Raw genomic sequence first — 21261 nt, forward strand, 5'->3', positions numbered from 1 at the left:
GGTTACTTTCCGAACCCGGAAGCTAAGCCTTACAGCGCCGATGGTACTGCATACGGGAGTGTGTGGGAGAGTAGGACACCGCCGAACTCCTTTTACAGAGGGCCTTTGGTTTTCTAGACTATTCGTCTGGGAAACCAAAGGCCCTCTTTTTTGTGTTTGTTCGGGTGGGTGGAGTGGGTGGGCACGCTATGACCCGGGGTGGGGATCGGGTTGGATGGGGGCATGAGCGACGTAGCGAACATGCCGGAGTGGGAGAAGCGGTTTCGTGCGGCACGGGTGGGGTTGCCGGAGTGGGCGGAGGACGCGCCCGCCCGCTCGCTGTTCGTGTCCAACGCGACCGGGACCTTCGAGTTGTACGCCTGGGACCGGGAGTCCGGGGAGCAGCGGCAGGCGACCGACCGGCCGAACGGCACCACGGGCGGCACGCTCACCCCGGACGGTGAGTGGATCTGGTGGTTCTCGGACTCCGACGGTGACGAGTTCGGGGTGTGGATGCGGCAGCCCTTCTTCGGTGGTGAGGACGAGCCCGCGTGCCCGGGGCTGGAGCCCTCGTACCCGTCGGGGCTGGCGCTGGGTCGGGACGGTACCGCCGTGGTGGGCCGGTCCACCGAGGAGGACGGTTCGACGATCCACGTGGTGCGGCCCGGGGAGGAGCCCCGGGAGATCTACCGTCACCGGGAGTCGGCCTCGGTGGGGGACCTGTCGTACGACGGGGACCTGCTGGTGATCGAGCACACCGAGCACGGTGACGCGATGCACGACGCCCTGCGGGCGGTGCGGCTGGACGGTACGACCGTCGCGGAGCTGGACGACTCGGAAGGCGGCACCCGTGAACTGGGGCTGTCGGTATGGGGGTTCGCCCCGGTGTGGGGGGACCAGCGGGTGCTGGTGGGGCACCAGCGGCGGGGCCGTTGGGAGCCGATGATCTGGGACCCGTCGACCGGAGAGACCCGGTTGCTGGACCTCGACCTGGAGGGCGACCTGCACGCGGACTGGGTGCCGGACGGTTCGGCGCTGTTGGTGGTGCGGGACTTCCAGGCGCGTAGTGAGCTGTGGCGCTACGAGTTGGAGAGCGGGAAGCTGACGCGGGTGGAGACCCCGCAGGGGTCGGTGTTGGGGGCGGGGGCCCGGCCCGACGGCACCGTGGAGTTCCTGTGGTCCTCGGCCGAGGAGCCGCCGCAGGTGCGGTCCTCCGCCGGGAGTGTGGTGCTGGACCCGCCGGGCATGAAGCCGCCCCGGGCGGTGCCGGTGGAGGACGTGTGGGTGGACGGCCCGGGTGGGCCGGTGCACGCGCTGGTCCAACGGCCGCAGGGGCAGGGGCCGTTCCCGACCGTGTTCGAGGTGCACGGCGGGCCGACTCACCACGACAGTGACTCCTTCGCGGCCCAGCCGGCGGCCTGGGTGGACCACGGTTTCGCGGTGGTACGCGTCAACTACCGGGGCTCGACCGGCTACGGCCGGGAGTGGACGGACGCCCTCAAGCACCGGGTGGGTCTGATCGAGCTGGAGGACATCGGGGCGGTACGTGCCTGGGCGGTGGAGTCCGGGCTGGCTGAACCCGAGCGGGTCGTGCTGTCCGGTGGCTCCTGGGGCGGCTACCTGACCCTGCTGGGGCTCGGGGTGCAGCCGGAGAACTGGGCGCTGGGCCTGGCGGCCGTACCGGTGGCGGACTACGTCGCGGCGTACCACGACGAGATGGAGGCGTTGAAGGCGCTGGACCGCACCCTGCTGGGGGGCTCCCCGGAGGAGGTGCCCGAGCGCTTCGAGGCGTCCTCGCCCCTGACCTACGTGGACCGGGTGCGGGTTCCGGTGTACATCTCGGCGGGGGTGAACGACCCCCGGTGCCCCATCCGGCAGGTGGAGAACTACGTGGACCGCCTGGCCGAGCGGGGTGTGCCGCACGAGGTGTACCGCTACGACGCCGGGCACGGCTCGCTCGTGGTGGAGGAGCGGATCAAGCAGGTGCGGTTGGAGCTGGAGTTCGCGCACCGGCACCTGCAGGGGCTGCCCGGCGAGGTGCTGGGCGGCTGAGCCGGCGCGGGTGTGGGGCGCGGGCGGGAGTCCGGGTCCCACACCCGGCCGACCGGGGCGGTACGGCCAACGGGTCCGAGGGCGGGCCCGTACGTCCGGCCCCGGGTGGGGTCGGGGCGGTGTTGTCGGGGGAGGTGCCGGGTCTGCGGGCGGCGGTCAGGTCCGCGCCGGGGGATGCGCCGGGGGGTGTTCCGCCTCCTCGGCGGAGGGCTGCGCGGGGGCGGTGTCCCCGGCCCGTGGGGGCTCCTCCTCGGAGGGGGCGGACTCGGGGGGCTCGTGGTGGAGGCCCAGCGAGAGGTCGCGGGCGACCTCCACCTCGCGGCGGAACAGCCGGAACCACATGAACAGTACGAAGCCGGCGAACACGAACCACTCGGCGGTGTAGCCGAGGTTCTGGAACGCCTTGAGGTCCAGCCCGGTGTTGTGGGCGCGGGCCGGTGGCACCGGTTTCATCGGGGCGGTGGTGCGCTGCTGGGTGATCCAGGCGTCGTGGACCTGGTAGGGAACCAGGTTGACCAGGGAGGCGGCGCTGATGACCCCGAGCTGTCCCCGGGGCAGGCCGCCGTGGGCGTTGGCACCCGGGGTGCTGGCGGACTCGGAGGCCTGGAGGGCGCCGGTCACGGTGACTGTGCCCTTCGGGGGCGGCGGTACCCGGTCCGGGTCGGGGGTACCGGGCAGCCAGCCGCGTACCACGGGCAGGGCCCGGCCGTCGGCCGCGCGGTCCCGGAGCAGGGTGAGGACGTAGAAGCCCTCGCGGTCGTCCACCGTCCGGTCGGGGACCAGGAGTTGACGTTCACGGTCGTAGGTGCCGGTGACCCGGGCGGGCTTGCCGTTGGTCTCCTTGGAGACCGGCAGCATCTCGCCCAGGGGTCGCGCGGCGGCGTGGACCCGGGAACTGGACCCCTGCTCCCGCTGCTCGTCGACCCGGGCCTCGAAGCGGCCGAGCTGCCAGGTGCCCATCAGCAGGCAGAAGGGGATGCTCAGCGCCACGAACAGGTTGATCCCCCACCAGCGGGGGGTCAGCAGGAACCGGTACACGCCCCCACGGTACGGGGCGGGCGCCCGGCGGTGGCCCGAGGGGTCGGTGTGCTCAGAGTCCGCGCAGCCGCTCCATCTCGCGGCGGTCCCGTTTGGTGGGCCGTCCGGTGCCCCGGTCCCGGATGCCGGCGGGGGCGGCGGCCTCGCGGCTGGGCGGGGGCGGGCTGCGGTCGATGTAGCAGCGTACGGCGACCGGGGCGCCGACCCTCTTGCGGATCAGCTGGGTGACCTCGACGACCCGTTCCCGTCCGGCGAGCCGCAGCCGTACCTCGTCGCCGACCACCAGCGGGTGGGCGGGCTTGACGCGCTCCCCGTTGACCCGCACGTGGCCGCCCTTGCAGGCGCTGGCCGCCAGGGAGCGGGTCTTGGTGAGGCGTACCGACCAGATCCAGGCGTCGACGCGCACGTTCCCCTGTGGCGTGCTCATGGCCCCGAGCCTAACCCCCCGGCCGGGCCCGCGACCCGGGTGCGACGGGAGGCGGGCCCGGCCGGGGCGGGCGGTCAGCCGGCGAACGGGGGCAGTTGGCGCAGGGTGGCCCGGCGACGCCAGGCGATCCAGGCCAGCGGGACGACCAGGATCAGCGGGGTCGCGGCGTTCTGCCCGTCCAGCAGGGTCAGGTTGACGACGAAGGCGCCGATCATCAGCCCGATCAGGCACAGCGCGGACAGTCCGACGAGTCGGGGGACCACCAGGGCGATGCCGCCGAGCAGTTCCAGTACGCCGATGACGTACATCGCGCCGGCGCCCCAGCCGATGTCGTCGAAGAACTCGACGGCGGAGGAGTGGGCGACCAGTTTGGGCGCGGCGCTGACGACCGCGAAGAACAGGGCCAGCAGTACCTGGAGCGTCCAGAGGACGGGTTCCGCGTACCGGTGGGAACGGGCCGGGGTGTCGAGGGTTCGCTGTGCCATTGCCGCCTCCGAGGATGAGTGCCCCGGTGTCGGGGTCTGTCGGGTAGACGGCGGGGCCCGGCCGAACTCATCGGCCGGGCCCGGGGGATGTCACGGCACGGGGGCCGCCGCGGGGTTACGCGCGGGCGGCGGCCGGTGGGTCGCCGTCCTCGTCCTCGGGGTCCTCGGGCAGACGGCAGACCCGCTCCAGGAACAGGGCCGCGGCCACCACCGCCACCCCGGCGGCCACCGACAGGGCCGCGTACACCGCCTGGTCACGCCGGGCCGGCACCTCCAGGCCGGACAGCAGCAGGAACAGCCCGATGCCGCCGTAGGCCCCCGAGACCAGGGACACCACCAGGGCGCTGGCCTGGCCGAACACCAGGGCCCGGGCCGCCATCATGGGCTCCACGCCCTTGGCGCCCGGACGGCGTTCGCGCTGCGCCCGGAGCCGGGCCCGCAGCGACAGGGCGGTGGCCAGCAGCACGGTGCCGATCACCGCCAGCACGATGGGGGCGGCGACCGGGACCACGGGCGGGGTGCCCAGCTGGTCCCACATCCGCGAGGCACCCCAGGCGAGCACCACCGCGATGAGGAACAGCCCGACGAGCGTCCTGATCCGCAGTTCCTTCACGGGGCTCCTCGTACGACGTGCTGGGTGTTGGCGGGCGCCACAGAGGGCCAACGACCGGATGTACGGCCCGAGTTCCGGGCGCCCGGGGGCACCGTACCGGGCGGGACGCCGCCTGGTGGGGGTGCCGCCGGGGCGAGGCGCGGATCAGTCCGGGAAGCTCAGCTGAAGGTCCACCCGCTCGGTCACGCCCTGCCGGCCGACCGACTCCAGCAGCCCGGCCACCGGGCCCTGGCCGGGGATCTCGGCCTCGGGGTCGACGTCGTGCCAGGGGGCGAGGACGAAGGCCCGCTCGTGCACGCGGGGGTGGGGGAGGGTGAGGAGCGGGTCGGAGGAGACCACGTCCTGGTAGGTGACCAGGTCGACGTCGATGGTGCGGGGGCCCCACCGTTCCTCCCGTACGCGGTCCATGGCCTCCTCGATGGCCTGGCCGCGCTCCAGCAGGGAGGCGGGCGGCAGGCTGGTCTTCACCAGGACCACCGCGTTGAAGTAGCTGGGCTGGCTGTCGGGGTCGACGCCGTGCGGCTGGGTCTCGTACACCGGGGACACCGCCTTGACGCGCAGGCCCGGGGTGTCGGCGAGGGTGTCGATCGCGTCCTGGAGCCGCTCCAACCGGTTGCCCAGGTTGCTGCCCAGCGCGATCACGGCGCGTTTGGGGTCGTGGAGGGTGCTGTCGGCCGCGTCGACCTGACGCACCACGTCGGAGGGGACCGGCTGTACGGTCGGATCGCTCTGGGGGGTCATACACGGCTCCGCTTGATAGTGAGGGTCACGTCCTGGAAGAGCACGGTGATCGGGGCGTCCGGTTTGTGTACGACGACCTCGACCTCCTGCACCCGTTCGTGCCGCAGGCAGGTGTCGGCGATACGTTGGGCGAGCGTCTCCAGCAAGCGCACGGGTTCTCCTTCCACCACGGCCACGACCTCCTCGGCGATGACGCCGTAGTGAACGGTCTGCTCCAGGTCGTCGTCCCTGGCGGCGGGCCTGGTGTCCAGGCCCAGTTCCAGATCCACCAAGAAGGTCTGACCTTCCCTGCGTTCCTCCTCGAAAACCCCGTGGCGTCCATGGGCTGTCAGCCCGCGCAAGGAGACGCGGTCCACGCGGATACCTCCCGATGGTGCTCGTGTGCGCTGCGGTGCCACGCGAGGTGCCCCACCGGTACGGCGGGGCACGACGCGGGCTTGTCGGTCGGGGAGTCCGGTCGTGGCCCGTGACCCGTGGTGTCCCACGGGTCACCGGATCCCCGCCGGTGCTCCAGCGCGTCGAATCTACCCGCGAAACGCCGGCTCTCCCCGGTCCGAGCGAGGTGTGGCCGGTCGCCGCCTCCCACCCGGGAGGGACTCACGTCCCCCTCGTAAGGGGGAGCACCGCAGGTCACCGGGTGATTCCCGCTGCCGGCGACGATTCCGGGGCGTTCGGAGGCACCGAGGGGGGTACGTGCGGAAAGTCACCTGCTGTTCATCGGCGTTCACCCCGCCCCGGGCGCCGGCGGGGGGTCCGAAACGCCCCGCTGATCCCGTACCGCCCGCACCACCCGTACCGCGTCGGCGCTGGCCGCGACCTCGTGGACGCGCACCGCCCAGGCACCGGCGTGGGCGGCGAGGGTGGTGATCGCGGCGGTGGCCGCGTCCCGGTCCCGGGCCGGCGGCGGGGTGCCGTCGGCGTCCGCGAGGACCGTCCCCAGGAAGCGCTTACGGGAGGCGGCGACCAGCAACGGGCGGCCCAGGGCGTGCAGTTGCCCCAGTCCGGCGATCAGCTCCAGGTCGTGCGGGGCCGTCTTGGCGAAGCCCAGACCGGGGTCGACGATCAGCGACTCGGGGTCGATGCCCCCGGCGACGGCCGCGTCCAGGCTCTGTCGTAGTTCGGCCAGTACCTCCGGCACCACCCGCCGGTAGACCGCCCGGTCGTTCATGTCGGCGCTCTGCCCCCGCCAGTGCATCACCACGAACGGCACGCCCTCGGCGGCCACCACCGGCACCATCGCCGGGTCCGCGCGGCCCCCGCTGACGTCGTTCACCAACCGGGCGCCGGCCCGCACCGCGCGTTCGGCCACCGAGGCGCGCATGGTGTCGACGCTGACCACCGCCCCCTCGGCGGCCAGGGCCCGCACCACCGGCAACACCCGGCGGATCTCCTCCGGTTCGTCGACCCTGGTGGCCCCCGGGCGGGTGGACTCGCCGCCGACGTCGACCAGGTCGGCGCCCTGGGCGAGCAGGTCCAGGCCCCGCTTGATGGCGGCCTCGGTGTCGAACCACCGGCCGCCGTCGGAGAAGGAGTCCGGCGTCACGTTGACCACGCCCATGACCGCGCAGCGGTCCCACTCCGGCAGGCCCCGCACCCGACCGCGTATCGCACTCATGCGCCCAGCCTAGGGTGCGTCGTTTGGATCACTGCGAGGCTCCCAAGATCCGAACGACACACCCTAGGCGCGTCGGGGTGGATCACGGCCGGGCGGTGGCCCGGTCAGCCGGCGACCGTCTGGAGGGTGACCTCCTCGCGGGCGATGTCCTGGCTGTCGGCGTCGATGGAACGGCGCAGGGCCTGGTGCAGCCGGCTGGGGGTGAGCACGCCACGGAAGCGGTCGTCCTCGTCCAGTACCGCGATCCAGCCGGCGTCGTGCTGGAGCATCACGCTGAACGCCTGCTTCAGCGAGGACCCCAGCGGCAGCCAGGCCTCCATACGGCGGGCCTGGGTGCTGACGTGGGCGTCCTCCGGGGCGGAACCGTCGGCGGGGATCCAGCCGTGCAGCCCGTCCTGGTCGTCCAGTACCACCGCCCAGCGCGCGCCCTGTTCCCGCATCCGGCGGTGGGCCTGGTCCAGCCCGTCCGCCAGGTGCACCACCGGGGGCTGCTCCAGGTCGCTCTCCTCGATGGCGGTCACCGACAGCCGCTTGAGGCCACGGTCGGCGCCCACGAACTCGGCGACGTAGTCACTGGCCGGGGCGCCGAGGACCGTCTGCGGACGGTCGAACTGCTCGATACGTCCCTCGCCGTAGACGGCGATACGGTCTCCGAGCCGTACCGCCTCCTCCATGTCGTGGGTCACGAACAGCACCGTCTTGCGTACGGTGGCCTGAAGCTTGAGGAACTCGTTCTGGAGGTGCTCGCGCACCACCGGGTCCACCGCCCCGAACGGTTCGTCCATCAGCAGCACCGGCGGGTCGGCGGCCAGCGCCCGGGCCACGCCCACGCGTTGCCGCTGGCCCCCGGACAGCTGGTCCGGGTAGCGGGAGCCGTGCACCGAGGGGTCCAGGCCGACCAGGTCCAGTAGTTCGGCGGCCCGCTCCCTCGCCTTGCCGCGCTGCCACCCCAGCAGGTGCGGCACGGTGGCCGTGTTGTCCAGCACGGTCTTGTGGGGGAACAGGCCCACCTGCTGGATCACGTAGCCGATACGGCGGCGCAGCTTGACCGGGTCCACGGTGGAGATGTCCTCGCCCTCCAGCCGGATGGTGCCCGAGCTGGGGTCGATCAGCCGGTTGACCATCTTCATGGTGGTGGTCTTGCCGCAGCCGGAGGGGCCGACGAGGGTGACCAGCTCGCCTTCCGCCACCTCGAAGGAGAGATCGTCCACGGCGACGGTGCCGTCGGGATAGCGCTTGGTGACGTTTTCGAACCGGAGCATGGGCCCCATTGTGGGGTGGCCGGTGCCGGCTGACCATGAAGCAATTGTTTCAAGTTGCCAAAGTTCTACGGATCGCGCGTGCGGCCGGTTAGGGTCTCGCGGGTGATGGCGAAAAGCGGACAGAGCTGTCTGTCGGCGAACGACTGGATCTGCGGCGAGTACCTGCGCAGTCGCGGCTCGGAGCTGACCGACGCCACCGTCCAACATGTCTGGATCACCGCGGTCTCGGTGCTGATCGCGCTGGTGATCGCCTTTCCCCTGTCGTTGCTGGCACGGCGGTACCGCTCGGCGGCCGGGCCGGTGCTGGGGCTGACCACGGTGCTGTACACCATCCCCTCGCTGGCCATGTTCGCCCTGCTGCTGCCGCTGTTCGGGGTCGCCCCCTCGGTGGTGATCACCGGCCTGGTGATGTACTCGCTGACCGTCCTGGTGCGGAACATACTGGCCGGCCTGGAGTCGGTCCCCGAGGAGGCACGGGAGGCCGCCCGGGGCCTGGGCTACGGGCCCGGGCGGATGCTGCTGGGCGTCGAACTCCCCCTGGCCCTCCCGGCGTTGATGGCGGGGGTACGGATCGCCACGGTCTCCGCGATCGCCATGACCACGGTCGGCGCCATCGTCGGTTACGGCGGCCTCGGCAACCTCATCTACGAGGGCATGGACAGCTACTTCAAGGCCCAGGTGCTGACCGCCTCCGCGCTGTGCGTGGTGCTGGCCGTCCTCGCCGACGTCCTGCTGCTGGGCCTGCAACGTCTGCTGACCCCCTGGACACGGGCTCGCGGTCGCCGTTCGGCCACCCGCCGGCTCGGAAAGGCGGCGTGACCCATGGGCGCCATCGTCGACGCCTGGTCGTGGCTGACCACCGCCTCCCACTGGAGCGGTGACGAGGGGGTGTGGCAGCGACTCGGCGAACACCTGTACCTGACCGTGGTGTGCCTCGCCCTGTCCTGCCTGATCGCCCTGCCGCTCGCCCTCTGGCTGGGCCACATCGGCCGGGGCGGCGCCCTGGCCGTCAACATCTCCAACGTCGGCCGGGCGGTCCCCACCTTCGCCGTACTGGTGCTGCTGACCCTCTCCCCCCTCGGCGACCGCGACGGCGACTGGCCCACCATCATCGCGCTGGTGCTGTTCGCCGTACCGCCGCTGCTCACCAACGCCTACGTGGGGATGCGGGAGGCGGATCGGGACGTGGTCGAGGCCGCGCGGGGCATGGGCATGTCCGGCGGCCAGACCCTGTGGCGGGTGGAACTGCCGCTGGCCTTCCCGCTGATCATGACCGGGGTGCGTTCGGCCGCCGTCCAGGTGGTGGCCACGGCCACCCTGGCGGCGCTGGCCGGCGGGGGCGGGCTGGGCCGGATCATCACGGCCGGCTTCAACACGTACAACACCCCGCAGGTGGTGGCCGGCGCGCTGCTGGTGGCCTTGCTGGCCCTGGTGGTGGAGGGCCTGCTGGTGATCGGCGAACGGCTGCTGGACCCGATGCGCCGGCGCAGGACCACCACCGGCGCCACCAGGGGCGCCGGTGTGGAGACCGTCAACCCGGCCACGGTGTGAGGAGACGCGGAACGTGTACGGCACTGACAGCCCGGACGGCACCCCCGCCCGGCGAGCGGGGCGACCGACCGGTGGCACCCCGGCGGGGCGGCCCGCTGGCGGCACCTCCCCCTCGCCCTCCCGTTCCCGGCGCCTCGCCGCCACCGCACTGGTGCTGGCCGGGGCGGTGGCCCTGGCCGGCTGCGGAGGGCAGAGCCTGGAGGAACGCGCCGGCGGCAAGGCCCGGGGGAAGTCCAAGGGCAAGCTGGTGATCGGTTCGGCCGGGTTCACCGAGTCGTCGATCATGGCGCAGATGTACTCGGAGCTGCTCAACGACGCCGGGTACGACACCACCATCAAGAAGCTCGCCAACCGCGAGCTGTACGAGCCGGAACTGGAGCGGGGCACCATGGACGTGGTGCCCGAGTACGCCGCCACGTTCGCCGAGTTCCTCAACGCCAAGAAGAACGGCCCCAAGGCCGAGCCGGTCGCCTCCGCCGACGTGGAGAAGACCATGACGGCGCTGCGGAAGCTCGCCGAACCCCGGGGGATCAAGGTGCTCGCGGCCGGCAAGGCCCTGGACCAGAACGCCTTCGCCGTACACCGCGACTTCGCCCGCAAGCACCACCTCAAGACCCTCTCCGACCTGGGCAAGTCCGGGCAGAAGATCAAGCTGGCGGCCGGCGACGAGTGCACCGAACGCCCCTTCTGCAAGCCGGGGTTGGAGAAGACCTACGGCATCGACGTCACCGCCGTGGACCCCAAGGGCGTGGGCACCACCCAGGCGAAGAACGCCGTGAAGTCCGGCACCGACCAGATGGTGCTGACCACCACCACCGACGCCACCCTGGACGACTTCGACCTGGTGCTGCTGGAGGACGACAAGGGTCTCCAGAACGCCGACAACGTCCTGCCGGTCGTCAACGCCAAGGACGCCGGGGACAAGGACGTCACCGGAGCCCTGGACCGGCTCACCCGGGTGCTGACCACCGCCGACCTGACCCGGCTGAACCGCCAGGTCGACTCCGAACGGCAGAAGCCCAAGGACGTGGCGAGGAAGTACCTGGAGTCAAAACGGCTGATCGGTAGGTAACCGACGGAATACGGTTTCTGTCCTCCGCTCCCCTCCGCACGGTGCGGCGCGGTACATTCCAGGCCATGTCACGTGGTCGTCACCGTCATTCGCTGCCCGCGTATCGACTCCTCCCCCCGGCGGCCCTCGCGGCGGGCGGGGTGACCTGCGCCATCGGTGTGTGGGTGGTGGCCAGCGGGGACCCCGGTGACACCGTGGGCATAAAGGTGCTGGCCAGCACCGCCGGACTGGCCGCCGTGGTCGGTGCCGCCCTGCTGCGGTACTGGGACCGGGTCAACAGTCGCCGCGAGGGCGAGCTGCGCGCCCGGCTGGCCGTCGCCGAGAACCGCGCCGACGCCCGCCAGGCCGAGCTGGAAGCGGAGCTTCAGGACGTACGGGAGATCCGTCAGGCGCTGGAGGAGAAGGTACGCGGCAAGGGCGGGCAACTGGCCCGCCTGCGGACCGAACACGCCGCGCTGCTCCAGCGGTACGCCCGTGCCGAGAGCGAGCGGGCCCGAGCCCTGGAGGGCCGCCGCCAACTGGCCATCGAGGCCGCCCGGCCGGCCAAGGAACTGGCGGCCGGGGCGACCGACCACCGGAACAAGGCCGGCGCCCCCACCCCGCTCACCTACCTCCAGGCGTCCGAGGCCCTGCGGAACTTCTCCCGCAACCTCGACCGGCAGCGCCGCGCGGCCGAGGCGGAACGGCTCGCCGAGGAGGCCCGGGTACGGGCCGAGCGCCGCGCCGCCGCCCCGCCCCAGGGCGGGTTCGACTTCTTCGGCAACAACTCCTCGGCCGGACTGACCGGGGTCCCGCCCGGCGGCCTGCCGCAGCGCGACCGGGAAGCGGGCGGTACCCCCCGAACCAGCGGCGTCGGCCAGCCGGAGGAGACCGGCGAGGGACCGATAGCGGAAGGCCGGGCCCCCGAGGGGGAGGGTCTCCCCGGCGAGGGCGCTGGCCCCGACGGGGGAGCGGCCCCCGAGAGCGGCCCGGTGGAGGGCCCGCACCCCCGGGAGGGGGACGGCTCGGGCGGAGACGTTCACCCGGGAGAGGGATTCCCGGGTGGGGACCCGCGTCCGGGGGGCGTTCACCCCGAGGGGGGTGCTGGCTCCCAGGGGTGGGGCCGCTCGGGCGGGGGCGTTCACCCCGAGGGGGGTGACGGTTCTGGAGAGGGGCCCACCTACGAGGGGTACCCGGGTCCCGGTACGAGTCCTTCGTACGAGCCGGACCCCGTACCCGGTACCGACCTCCACGACGCCGTCCCCGAGCGGGCCGGCGGCAACCCCCAGTGGGGTACCGGGAGTTGGGGCACCGGACCGCAGCGCGGCGCCCCCTGGGGGGCCAGCCCCGAGCAGGGGTACCAGACCGTGGAGGAGCGGGCTGGCTCGCGGGAGGGGGACGGATCCCCGCTGGGCGCTGGCCCCGACGGGGGTACCGCCTTCGAGGGTGGCCCCGTGGGGGAGGGCGCCCCGGGGAGCGGTCAGGTGAACGAGGGGGCGCCCGCCGACTCGGGCGTCCACCCGGAGGGCGGGTTCCTGGCGGAGGGGGCCGACGGTCAGCCAGGACCACATGCCGGCCCCGGGCTCCACGAGGGCGGGTTTGTGGAGGAGGAGGGCGGGTTCCTGGTGGAGGGGGCCGATCCCGGGGCGGGTACCCGTATCGACGGTGAGCAGGTGGACGGGTTCCTGGCGGAGGGGACCCCGGTGGACGGGGCCCTGGTGGACGGGGGCGACCCCGAGGACCGGACCGCGAGGGTGGCCGACGCCCCCGGCGCCGCCTCCTCCTCCCGTGCCGTACGACCGGTGGCCGGTGACGTGGTGGATCTCGGCGACCCCGCCGACGCCTCGGACGACCCCGACCCCGACCGCTCCGGCACCGTGGACACCTCCGCCGACCTGGACGACCCCGCCGAGGGCAACGGCACGAGCGGCCCGAACCCCTCCGAGGGGCGGGACGAGGCCCCGACCGGTACGGACGCGGGCGGCCGACCGACCGGGGGCACCGGCGGCTCCCCCGACGACCTGGACATCACCGAGCTACGCGGAGCCATCTGACCCGGGGGGCCACCCCGCCCGCGCGGCACCGACCGGTGCCCGCTGGCATCCTGGGGGCATGAGCCCGGAAGAACTGCGCGCCTTCTGCCTCGGCCTGAACGGGACGGTCCAGGAGTACCCGTTCCCGCGCAACCCCGGCCTGTCGACGTTCAAGGTGGGCGGGAAGATCTTCGCCTTCAGCGCTCTGGAGGACGCCCCGCTGTCGGTCTCGCTCAAGTGCGAACCGGAGATCGCCGTACAACTGCGCGCCCAGCACCCGGACATCACCCCCGGCTGGCACCTGAACAAGCGGCACTGGAACACCGTCCGGCTGGACGGCGCCCTGAGCGACCGCATGGTGCGGGAGATGATCGAGGACTCCTACGACCTGGTGGTCGCCCGGCTCCCCCGTGCCCAGAGGCTCTCCCTGGACCGTGGCTGACCCCCGCCCCCGGACGGCATCCCTGCCGGCTCCTCCGGGGGGTGGTGAGCGGCTGAGCAGGGACCGGTTTGTTGGCTGGTCCGGGTCCGGGGGGATGGGGGGGGAGGGCTGGTCTGGTGAGTGATCCGGGGACTGCATTGGCGGCTGGCCCGGGAGCTGGGTCCGTGGGCTGCTGGATTGGCGGCTCGTCTGGTGACCGCTCCGGGGCCGCTCTGGCCTGGTGGGTGGGTCTGGTGGCTCGTGCGGTGGGGGTGTGGGTTGGGGGCATCGGTTGGTTGTGGGGTTCCTGGGGTGGAGTGGAGGGGCCTTGGCGTGGTGGGGCGGGTCCTGGGTGGGTGGTTCGGCAACGGTTCGTACGGTGGGTGTGAGGGGGTGGTGGGGCCTCAGGGGGCTGGCTTCGGGTGGTCCCTTGGCCGGGGTGCCTGGGGCTTGCCGTGGTGGGGTCGGTCGTCTGTTCTCGGGGGTTGGGTTGGTGGTCGGGGGCGTAAGCGGCCGTGCCCTGGCCGTACCCGGTGGCCGGGCGCCCCGGGGTGAGGGAGGCGCTTCCGCCCGGCGGCGTACGGGCCCAGGCCCGGCGGGGGTACGGCCACCACCGGGACGCCCCGGCCGTAACGGGCCCGGGCCGTGGGTTCAGGTCAGCCAGCGGTCGGGGAGCGCCTCGTGCCGTCCGGTACGAGAGCGGTCCGCCTGCGCCGACACCAGCGCCCGCGCCTCCTCCGCGTCCCGGCACAGCGCGACGGCGCCGCCCCCTGCACCGTCGTCCACCCGTACGTGCGCCAGCCCCAGCCGGCGCAGCCAGGGCCCCTGTTCCCAGCGCACGCTCTGGACCTTGGCGTGCGGCACCAGCGCCACCCGGCGGGTGACCCGCCCCTTCCGGCCCACGAACTCGCGGTCGGTGACCCCGTGTCCGTAACCCCGCCACCAGATCGGCATCCGCAGCCGGGCGCGTTCCGGCGCCGGCGTACACGACTCCAGCGCGGCGTCCACATCGGTGGACAGCAGTTCACCCAGCAGGGCCTTCGCCCGGTCGAACGGCGCCACCGGGATCAGCACCCGGTGCCCCTCGTCCTGGCCGGCCACCCGTAGCTCCACCCGCACCCAGCCGCGCGGACGCCACAGCAGGGGCTCCACCAGCCGGATGGACTGGACCCGCCCCGGGGGCACCGTCGCGTGTTCGCGGTCCAGCAGGCCCCGGTCGATGCGGATGCCGTCGGGGGAGGCGCTCAGTGTCCAGTCGTACTCGGTCAGGATGCGGCCCACCCCGGCCGACCAGAAGCCGGCCAGCATCGGCACCAGTACCGCCAGGGTCGCCAGCACGCTGTCCGACATCGCGAAGGTCAGCCCGCTGAACAGCAGCGTCGACAGCAGCAGGATCCAGCCCTGCCCCAACAGCAGGGACCCCAGCACCAGTTGACGCGGATCGACTCGGAACAGCTCCCGGGCCGGCGCCTCCCCGGCGCTGCTCGCCGCCTCCGGCGAGATGCCCGCCGCCCTGGCCAGCAGCTCCGCCCGCAGGGCCACCGCCTCGGACTCGGAGAGGAACGCCAACTCGTCCTTGGACTGGGCGCCCACCACCTCCATCTTCAGCTTGGCGACCCCCACCAGCCGGGCCAGCAGCGGCCTCGCCACGTCGATCGACTGCACCCGGTCCAGCCGGATGTGCGCCACCCGGCGGTTGAACAGCCCGGTACGGATGCGGAGTTCGGTGTCCGTGACCAGGTAGCTGGTGTACCACCAGGAGAGGAAACCGTAGGCGCCGGCCAACGGCGCCAGCGCGGCCAGCACCACCAGCGCCCACCCGGGATGCTCCGCCCAGGTGCGCAGCTGCTCCGGGTTGTGCACCACCACACCCACCATCGCCGCCAACGGCGCCCAACCCCTCCGCCAGGGGGTCAGCGGATGCAGTCGCCGGCCCTCGGGACGGTCCGGCAGCAGACGCCTCACCCCCCGGCGGTCCCCCGGGGTGTGGGGAGCGGTGTCGTCGGGTGGCTCGTGGGAGCCAGTCCGGTCCTTCCCCCCGGCCTGCACGGGGTTCGCCGCTGTCTCGGCCTTCGCGCCTGCTTCGGTCTTCTGGGTTGTCCGGGTCGTCTGGGGCGTCTGGGGGTTCTCCGTCTTCACGGCCTCCTCGGCGTCCGGGGAGGCGGCCGGCTCACCCGAGGCGGGACCCGGGGCGGGGGAGGACATCACAGGCCCGCCGATCGGGCCTCGCCGAGCCGGGTCAGCCGATCCCGCAGCCGCTCGGCCTCCTGGGGCGCCAGCCCCGGAATCTTGGCGTCCGTCGCGGCGGCGGCCGTGTGCAGCTGGAGCCCGGCCACCCCGTGCCGCCGCTCCAGGGGGCCCGAGGTCACCTCCACCAACTGCATCCGCCCGTACGGCACCACGGTCAGCCGACGGAACAGGATGCCCCGGCTGATCAACAGGTCGTCCACCCGCTCCGCGTACCGCCAGGACACCCAGTTACGGCCCAGCACCCACCACCCCCAGCAGCCCAACGCCAACGGGAGCAGGGCGGCCAGCGCCCCCACCCAGGAGCCCAGCACCGGCGGCAGTACCGCCCCCACCAGCACCAGAGGGGCCAGGGTCACGCACAGCACCCGGCGCCGCAGCACCAGGAGCCCGCGCTCCACCCCCTGCCACCGTTCCTCCCCCGCCGGAGGCAGCTCGCCCGAGGGGTCCGCGGGCTCGGCCCGTACCCCCGAGGCATCCCCCGGCGTCCGGTGCCCGCTCGTCGACTCCCCGGCGCTTGGGCGCCGGTCCTCTCCCGTGGTCATACGGCCAGCCTAGGCGCGGCCACCCACCGGGCCATCAGCCGCAGGTACCAGGCCCCCGCCCCACGCCGTAGGGGAAGCCCGGGGCTGAGACACTGGGCGCATGACCCAGTCAGCGCCCCAGCCCGCGACGCGGAACAACGCCCCCGTGACGGTCGGAGTCGGCGGCGCCGCGGAGAGCACCGACATGGTGCTCAACATCGGCCCCCAACACCCCTCCACCCACGGGGTGCTCAGGCTGCGGCTGGTACTCGACGGCGAACGCGTCCAGTCCGCCGAACCCGTGATCGGCTACATGCACCGGGGCGCGGAGAAACTCTTCGAAGCCCGCGACTACCGACAGATCGTGGTACTCGCCAACCGGCACGACTGGCTGTCGGCGTTCTCCAACGAACTCGGCGTCGTCCTCGGCGTCGAGCGGATGCTCGGCATGGAGGTGCCCGAACGCGCCGTATGGCTGCGCACCCTCCTCGCCGAACTCAACCGGGCCCTCAACCACCTGATGTTCCTCGGCTCCTACCCCCTGGAACTCGGCGGCATCACCCCCGTCTTCCACGCCTTCCGGGAACGCGAGGAACTCCAGTCGGTGATGGAGGAACTGTCCGGCGGGCGGATGCACTACATGTTCAACCGGGTCGGCGGCCTCAAGGAGGACCTGCCCGCCGGCTGGCTGGACCGCGCCCGCGCCGCCGTGGCCGACGTACGGTCACGCATGGACGTCTACGACCGGCTCGTCCTCGGCAACGAGATCTTCCGGGGCCGTACCCGCGACGTCGGAGTGCTGTCACCCGAAGCCGTCCACGCCTACGGCGTCAGCGGCCCCATCGCCCGCGCCTCCGGCGTCGACTTCGACCTGCGGCGCGACGAACCGTACCTGGCCTACGGCGAGTTGACGGACGTACTGAGGGTCGTCACCCGCTCCGAGGGCGACTGCCTCGCCCGCTTCGAGGTCCTCCTCGACCAGACCCACAACTCCCTCGACCTCGCCGACGCCTGCCTGGACCGGCTCGCCCACCTGCCGCCCGGCCCCGTCAACCAGCGGCTGCCCAAGGTACTCAAGGCCCCCGAGGGCGCCACCTACACCTGGACCGAGAACCCCCTCGGCCTCAACGGCTACTACCTGGTCTCCAAGGGCGAGAAGACCCCCTACCGGCTGAAACTCCGCTCCGCCTCCTTCAACAACATCCAGGCGCTGACCGAACTGCTGCCCGGCACCCTCGTCGCCGACATGGTCGCCATCCTCGGCTCGCTGTTCTTCGTGGTCGGCGACATCGACAAGTAGCCCACCGGACGCGCCCCCCGGCCCGTACGGCGGCTCCGGGGCCGGCACCCCCGGACGGCCTCAGCCCCCCAGCGGATCCCAGTCGCCCAGCCCCACCGGCCGCACCAGCCAACCGAAGCCACCCAACCCCGAGGGGTCCAACAACTCCCCGGCCTCCCCCGCCCGAGCCAACTCCCGTACGTAGACGGCCGGTTCACGCGAGGCCAGCTCCAACGGCGGTCGCCCACCCCGCACCCCCAACGCCCGCAACGCCTCCCGCTGGGTGACCACCCGACCCGACGCCGACCACCCGGTGGCCGCCCGACAGGAGTCCAGCGCCACATGCGCCGTCAGGTCACGGCCACCGTCCGGTACCGGCTCCACCCGCCGCCCCCGCAGATAGCCGGCCAGCGAACCCCGGAACGGGCGGTCACCCCGCTCGTGCGCGTAGTCCACGGCCACCACCACCCCACGGTCCACCGCGCCCACCACCCCGGCCCACGCCCGGTCACGGCTCACCCCCACCTCCGCCCGCTGCCCGGCCACCCGCCCCAACGGCCACCACTCCTCCAACCACCGCGCCTCCACCCCACCCACCACCGGCCCCAACCGCTCACCACCCGCCACGTCCACCCACACCTCACGCGCCACACCCCGCCCGTCCACCTCCACCACCGGCAACGGCACGTTGTCCAACCACTCGTTGGCGAACACCACCCCCCGCACCCCACGCGGCACCCGCGACCGCCACTCCACCCGGGCGTCCAACCCCCCAGGGCGCGGCGCCCGCTCCACCCCGCACAACCTCAACCGCTCCGCCAACCCCTCCGACACCGACCCCCACACCCCCAGCAACAACTCCCCCTCACCCGCCCCCACATCCACCACGTCCAGCCGCGCCGGACACCCCAAGGCCACGTCCACCCGGGTCACCAACTCCGCCACCGCCGCCGCGAACAGGGAAGAGGCGTGCACCGAGGTACGGAAGTGCTCCGACGGCCGCTCCCGGAGGAAGAACCCCCCGGGCCCGTACAACGCCTCGTCCATCGCCGTCGCCCAGTCCCGAAGACCCCCGACGTCATCCCCCACCCGGTCACCCACTCGCGTCACCAGTCCACCGTACGAGCCGAACCACCTGTGCGGACAGCGACCGAGGGGCTGCACGAGGTCCACCTTGGGGAGTAGATGGCAGCTCCATGGATCGACCCTCTGGCTGACCCTTCACCCCGTCCAGCCTGCTTACGCTGGCGAGGTGAACCGCTTCTACGAGTTCCTACGCCGTCACCCCACGTGGGTCGACAGTCTCTGGAGCCTGCTGCCCCTGTTCGCCTCCGCGGCGTTCATCGCGGCGAGCTTCCGCAGCGACTTCGAAGGCGCTCTCAGCGGTACGGCCCGGTACGCGGCCATCCCCGTCACCCTCGCCCTCAGCGTGGTCATCGCCCTCCGCCGGCGGATGCCCGAACGGATGCTGCTGCTGGCCATCGGCACCGGCGTCGCCCAGGTCCTCGTCGACGTACCCACCCTCCCCTCCAACTTCGCCTTCCTGGTCATCATCTTCACCAACGCCACCCGGGACGTGACCTGGCCCTCCCGGGTCGCCCTCGTCGGAGGACTCCTCGCCCCCACCATCGAGACCCTCCGCTGGCCCGACGACAACCAGGACCTCTTCGGCAGGATCCTCGGCTGCCTGCTGCTCACCGTGTGCTTCGCCCTCGCCTGGGTCCTCGGCGACTCCCTGCGCACCCGCCGCGCCTACTACGCCCAGCTGGAGGAACGCGCCTCCCGCCTGGAACGGGAACGCGAAGCCCAGGCCAAGGTCGCCGTCGCCGCCGAACGGGCCCGCATCGCACGGGAGTTGCACGACGTGGTCGCCCACAACGTGTCCGTGATGATCGTCCAGGCCGACGGCGGCGCCTACGTGATGGACACCGCCCCCGACCAGGCCAAGGAAGCCCTGCACACCATCTCCCGCACCGGCCGGCAGGCCCTCACCGAGATGCGACGCCTGCTCGGCGTCCTACGGACCGGCGACCACGAGGACAAGGCCTGCGCCTACGTACCCCAACCCGGAGTGGAACAGCTCGGTGAACTCATCGAGCAGGTACGGGGCACCGGCCTGAACGTCGACTTCCAGGTCAACGGAGCCCCCCGCCCCCTGCCCAGCGGCGTCGAACTCACCGCCTACCGCATCGTGCAGGAAGCCCTCACCAACACCCGCAAACACGGCGGTCCCGACGCCGGGGCCAGCGTGCGCCTCACCTACCAGGACGACTCCCTGGAGGTCCTCGCCGAGGACGACGGCCGAGGCGTACGAGCGGAACGCTTCGACGACGAGACCGCCGGCGGCGCCGACGGACTCGGACACGGCCTGATCGGTATGCGCGAACGCGTCGGCATGGTCGGCGGCGAACTCCACACCGGGCTGCGCCCCGGTGGCGGCTTCCGCATCAACGCCGTACTGCCCCTGAGGGGCAAGGACCCCGAGGGCAACCCGGCCGACACGGAGACCCCGGAGGGCGCCCCGCCCCCGACGGACCCGGGGCCCTCCTCGGGGGGAGGCTCGGGGACGTCAGGGGGGACGGCATCTCCTGGAGGGCCGGGTTCCCCTGGGGGGACGGTATCCCCTGGGGGGACGGCGCGGGTTACAGAGGAGTCCGGGGGCGGGTCCTCGGCGGGTCCGGGAGCATCAGAGGGCTCGGGGTCCCCCGGGGAGTCCGGGGACGGGCGTCGGGCGAGTTCGGGATCTTTCGGGGGGACAGGTTCCTCCTCGGAGGGTTCGGGTGCGTCGTCCCCGTCCGGCCGCCCGGAGTCCTCGGCCACCGGTGACTCCTTCGCCGCTACGAGTTCCTCCACCAGCCCGACCGGCCCGGGTTTCCCGGCCGGCTCCACCAGCCCGGCCACTTCGGCCACTCCGACCAACGCCAAGGAAACGCCATGACCATCCGCGTGATGCTCGTCGACGACCAGGCCCTGCTTCGGACCGGTTTCCGCATGGTCCTCGACGCGCAGGCCGAGATGGAGGTCGTGGCCGAAGCCAGTGACGGGCAGGAGGCACTGGAGACGCTGCGCGCCACCACGGTCGACGTGGTGCTCATGGACGTACGGATGCCGAGGGTCGACGGGGTGGAGGCGACCCGCCGCATCTGCATGGGCGGCGAGGGCGGCCCCGGCACCCCGAGGGTGCTGATCCTGACCACCTTCGACCTGGACGAGTACGCGTTCAGCGCCCTGAAGGCGGGGGCCAGCGGTTTCATGCTCAAGGACGTTCCGCCGGGTGACCTGCTCTCGGCGATCCGCGCGGTACACAGCGGTGACGCGGTCGTCGCCCCGACCACGACCCGACGGCTCCTCGACCGGTTCTCGGCGGTGCTCCCCAGCGACCGGGCCCGTCCCGACAACGACCTGTTGAGCCGGCTCACCAGCCGGGAGGGGGAGGTGCTGCTGCTCGTCGCGCAGGGGCTGTCCAACGGGGAGATCGCCGAGCGGCTGGTGTTGTCGGAGGCCACCGTGAAGACCCATGTGGGGCGCATCCTCACCAAGCTCGACCTCCGCGACCGGGTTCAGGCCGTGGTCCTCGCCTACGAGTCCGGGTTGATGGAGGCCGGCCGGGGCTGAGGGGCGGTGAGGGAGCGGGTACTGCGAGGAGGGGAGCAAGAGGAGTGGGGGAGTGGGGCAGCGGTTGGGGGTGAGGGGTTGAGGGGCTTGGTGGGTGAGGGGTTGGGGCGGGCCTGGCGTGGCCTGGGGATCAGGTTGGGCGGGGTGGCGGGGGTTGGAGTCGGCTGGGTTGGTTGGTGAGTTGAGGGCTGGGGTGACTCGCTTGGGGTTGGGTTGGGTTGTGGGGGATTTTCCCCCGGCCCCCCTTTCCCCCCAAGCCCACCCTCCACCACCTCCTCCGAGACGCCCGAGGGTGCGCACAAACCGGTCCTCAGGCGTGGACGATCTC

18 protein-coding genes, 1 rRNA gene and 2 pseudogenes are annotated in these 21261 nt (G+C 72.6%); 10 read left to right on the top strand and 11 right to left on the bottom strand.

Annotated elements, in window-relative coordinates; translation table 11 throughout:
* Together rrf and ABZT14_RS25210 are read left to right on the top strand one after the other, a co-directional pair.
* Positions 1-87, top strand: a 5S ribosomal RNA gene (gene rrf / locus ABZT14_RS25205); the annotation flags it as partial.
* 135 nt (positions 88-222) lie between these two features.
* Complete coding sequence (locus ABZT14_RS25210; RefSeq protein ID WP_356306718.1) at positions 223-2031, top strand: prolyl oligopeptidase family serine peptidase; 1809 nt, start codon at positions 223-225, stop codon at positions 2029-2031.
* 156 nt (positions 2032-2187) lie between these two features.
* Here ABZT14_RS25210 and ABZT14_RS25215 read toward each other — a convergent pair whose 3' ends face one another.
* The 8 genes and pseudogenes from ABZT14_RS25215 to ABZT14_RS25250 all read right to left on the bottom strand — a co-directional run bounded on the left by ABZT14_RS25215 (position 2188) and on the right by ABZT14_RS25250 (position 8212).
* Positions 2188-3069, bottom strand: a complete 882-nt coding sequence (locus tag ABZT14_RS25215; protein WP_356306721.1) for an SURF1 family protein — start codon at positions 3067-3069, stop codon at positions 2188-2190.
* A 52-nt stretch (positions 3070-3121) separates the two neighbouring features.
* Positions 3122-3478 (bottom strand): annotated as a pseudogene (locus ABZT14_RS25220) (RNA-binding S4 domain-containing protein); the annotation flags it as partial.
* Positions 3479-3570: 92 nt separating this feature from the next.
* Positions 3571-3981, bottom strand: coding sequence for a DoxX family protein (locus tag ABZT14_RS25225; protein ID WP_356306724.1), 411 nt, complete (start codon positions 3979-3981; stop codon positions 3571-3573).
* 115 nt (positions 3982-4096) lie between these two features.
* Positions 4097-4594, bottom strand: coding sequence for a DUF3180 domain-containing protein (locus tag ABZT14_RS25230; RefSeq protein ID WP_356306727.1), 498 nt, complete (start codon positions 4592-4594; stop codon positions 4097-4099).
* A gap of 144 nt (positions 4595-4738) precedes the next feature.
* Positions 4739-5335, bottom strand: coding sequence for a 2-amino-4-hydroxy-6-hydroxymethyldihydropteridine diphosphokinase (gene folK, locus ABZT14_RS25235; RefSeq protein WP_356306730.1), 597 nt, complete (start codon positions 5333-5335; stop codon positions 4739-4741).
* Positions 5332-5691 (bottom strand): dihydroneopterin aldolase, encoded by a 360-nt coding sequence (gene folB, locus ABZT14_RS25240; RefSeq protein WP_356306733.1) that lies wholly within the window; start codon positions 5689-5691, stop codon positions 5332-5334. Before folB ends, folK begins: the two co-directional genes overlap by 4 nt.
* A gap of 368 nt (positions 5692-6059) precedes the next feature.
* Entirely contained in the window at positions 6060-6950 is an 891-nt protein-coding gene (gene folP / locus ABZT14_RS25245) for a dihydropteroate synthase (RefSeq protein ID WP_356306736.1), read from the bottom strand.
* Positions 6951-7054: 104 nt separating this feature from the next.
* Positions 7055-8212 (bottom strand): betaine/proline/choline family ABC transporter ATP-binding protein, encoded by a 1158-nt coding sequence (locus ABZT14_RS25250; protein ID WP_356306739.1) that lies wholly within the window; start codon positions 8210-8212, stop codon positions 7055-7057.
* Positions 8213-8317: 105 nt separating this feature from the next.
* Between ABZT14_RS25250 and ABZT14_RS25255 the strand changes: the two genes are divergently transcribed.
* The 5 genes from ABZT14_RS25255 to ABZT14_RS25275 all read left to right on the top strand — a co-directional run bounded on the left by ABZT14_RS25255 (position 8318) and on the right by ABZT14_RS25275 (position 13289).
* Positions 8318-9031 carry an ABC transporter permease gene (locus ABZT14_RS25255; RefSeq protein ID WP_356306742.1) on the top strand — a complete coding sequence of 238 codons (714 nt, stop codon included), beginning with the start codon at positions 8318-8320 and terminating at the stop codon, positions 9029-9031.
* 3 nt (positions 9032-9034) lie between these two features.
* Positions 9035-9763, top strand: a complete 729-nt coding sequence (locus ABZT14_RS25260; protein ID WP_356306745.1) for an ABC transporter permease — start codon at positions 9035-9037, stop codon at positions 9761-9763.
* Positions 9764-9929: 166 nt separating this feature from the next.
* Entirely contained in the window at positions 9930-10835 is a 906-nt protein-coding gene (locus ABZT14_RS25265; protein ID WP_356306769.1) for an ABC transporter substrate-binding protein, read from the top strand.
* A gap of 65 nt (positions 10836-10900) precedes the next feature.
* Positions 10901-12868, top strand: a complete 1968-nt coding sequence (locus ABZT14_RS25270; protein ID WP_356306748.1) for a hypothetical protein — start codon at positions 10901-10903, stop codon at positions 12866-12868.
* Positions 12869-12926: 58 nt separating this feature from the next.
* Entirely contained in the window at positions 12927-13289 is a 363-nt protein-coding gene (locus ABZT14_RS25275; protein ID WP_356306751.1) for an MmcQ/YjbR family DNA-binding protein, read from the top strand.
* 630 nt (positions 13290-13919) lie between these two features.
* On the opposite strand, the gene ABZT14_RS25280 is transcribed toward ABZT14_RS25275, so the two are convergent.
* Both ABZT14_RS25280 and ABZT14_RS25285 read right to left on the bottom strand, forming a co-directional pair.
* Positions 13920-15233, bottom strand: a complete 1314-nt coding sequence (locus ABZT14_RS25280) for a PH domain-containing protein (protein WP_356306754.1) — start codon at positions 15231-15233, stop codon at positions 13920-13922.
* Between the two features lie 239 nt (positions 15234-15472).
* Positions 15473-16060, bottom strand: coding sequence for a PH domain-containing protein (locus tag ABZT14_RS25285; protein ID WP_356306757.1), 588 nt, complete (start codon positions 16058-16060; stop codon positions 15473-15475).
* Positions 16061-16160: 100 nt separating this feature from the next.
* Between ABZT14_RS25285 and ABZT14_RS25290 the strand changes: the two genes are divergently transcribed.
* Entirely contained in the window at positions 16161-17339 is a 1179-nt protein-coding gene (locus ABZT14_RS25290) for an NADH-quinone oxidoreductase subunit D (RefSeq protein WP_356306760.1), read from the top strand.
* A 60-nt stretch (positions 17340-17399) separates the two neighbouring features.
* Here the strand turns inward: ABZT14_RS25290 and ABZT14_RS25295 are convergent, their stop codons facing one another.
* Entirely contained in the window at positions 17400-18428 is a 1029-nt protein-coding gene (locus tag ABZT14_RS25295) for an SAM-dependent methyltransferase (protein ID WP_356306763.1), read from the bottom strand.
* A gap of 142 nt (positions 18429-18570) precedes the next feature.
* On the opposite strand from ABZT14_RS25295, the pseudogene ABZT14_RS25300 reads away from it, so the two are divergent.
* Positions 18571-19788, top strand: a pseudogene (locus ABZT14_RS25300) (sensor histidine kinase); the annotation flags it as partial.
* Between the two features lie 464 nt (positions 19789-20252).
* On the top strand, positions 20253-20933 hold the full coding sequence (locus ABZT14_RS25305) for a response regulator transcription factor (protein WP_356306766.1): 681 nt from the start codon (positions 20253-20255) through the stop codon (positions 20931-20933).
* Positions 20934-21261: the final 328 nt, after the last annotated feature.

The organism is Streptomyces sp. NPDC005438 (assembly GCF_040606315.1).
Lineage (GTDB): Bacteria > Actinomycetota > Actinomycetes > Streptomycetales > Streptomycetaceae > Streptomyces.

Coding starts and splice junctions, on each gene's coding strand:
- ABZT14_RS25210 (WP_356306718.1), top strand. CDS start 223: ATGAGCGACGTAGCGAACATGCCGGAGTGGGAGAAGCGGTTTCGTGCG.
- ABZT14_RS25225 (WP_356306724.1), bottom strand. CDS start 3,981: ATGGCACAGCGAACCCTCGACACCCCGGCCCGTTCCCACCGGTACGCG.
- folK (WP_356306730.1), bottom strand. CDS start 5,335: ATGACCCCCCAGAGCGATCCGACCGTACAGCCGGTCCCCTCCGACGTG.
- folP (WP_356306736.1), bottom strand. CDS start 6,950: ATGAGTGCGATACGCGGTCGGGTGCGGGGCCTGCCGGAGTGGGACCGC.
- ABZT14_RS25250 (WP_356306739.1), bottom strand. CDS start 8,212: ATGCTCCGGTTCGAAAACGTCACCAAGCGCTATCCCGACGGCACCGTC.
- ABZT14_RS25255 (WP_356306742.1), top strand. CDS start 8,318: ATGGCGAAAAGCGGACAGAGCTGTCTGTCGGCGAACGACTGGATCTGC.
- ABZT14_RS25260 (WP_356306745.1), top strand. CDS start 9,035: ATGGGCGCCATCGTCGACGCCTGGTCGTGGCTGACCACCGCCTCCCAC.
- ABZT14_RS25270 (WP_356306748.1), top strand. CDS start 10,901: ATGTCACGTGGTCGTCACCGTCATTCGCTGCCCGCGTATCGACTCCTC.
- ABZT14_RS25275 (WP_356306751.1), top strand. CDS start 12,927: ATGAGCCCGGAAGAACTGCGCGCCTTCTGCCTCGGCCTGAACGGGACG.
- ABZT14_RS25285 (WP_356306757.1), bottom strand. CDS start 16,060: ATGACCACGGGAGAGGACCGGCGCCCAAGCGCCGGGGAGTCGACGAGC.
- ABZT14_RS25290 (WP_356306760.1), top strand. CDS start 16,161: ATGACCCAGTCAGCGCCCCAGCCCGCGACGCGGAACAACGCCCCCGTG.
- ABZT14_RS25305 (WP_356306766.1), top strand. CDS start 20,253: ATGACCATCCGCGTGATGCTCGTCGACGACCAGGCCCTGCTTCGGACC.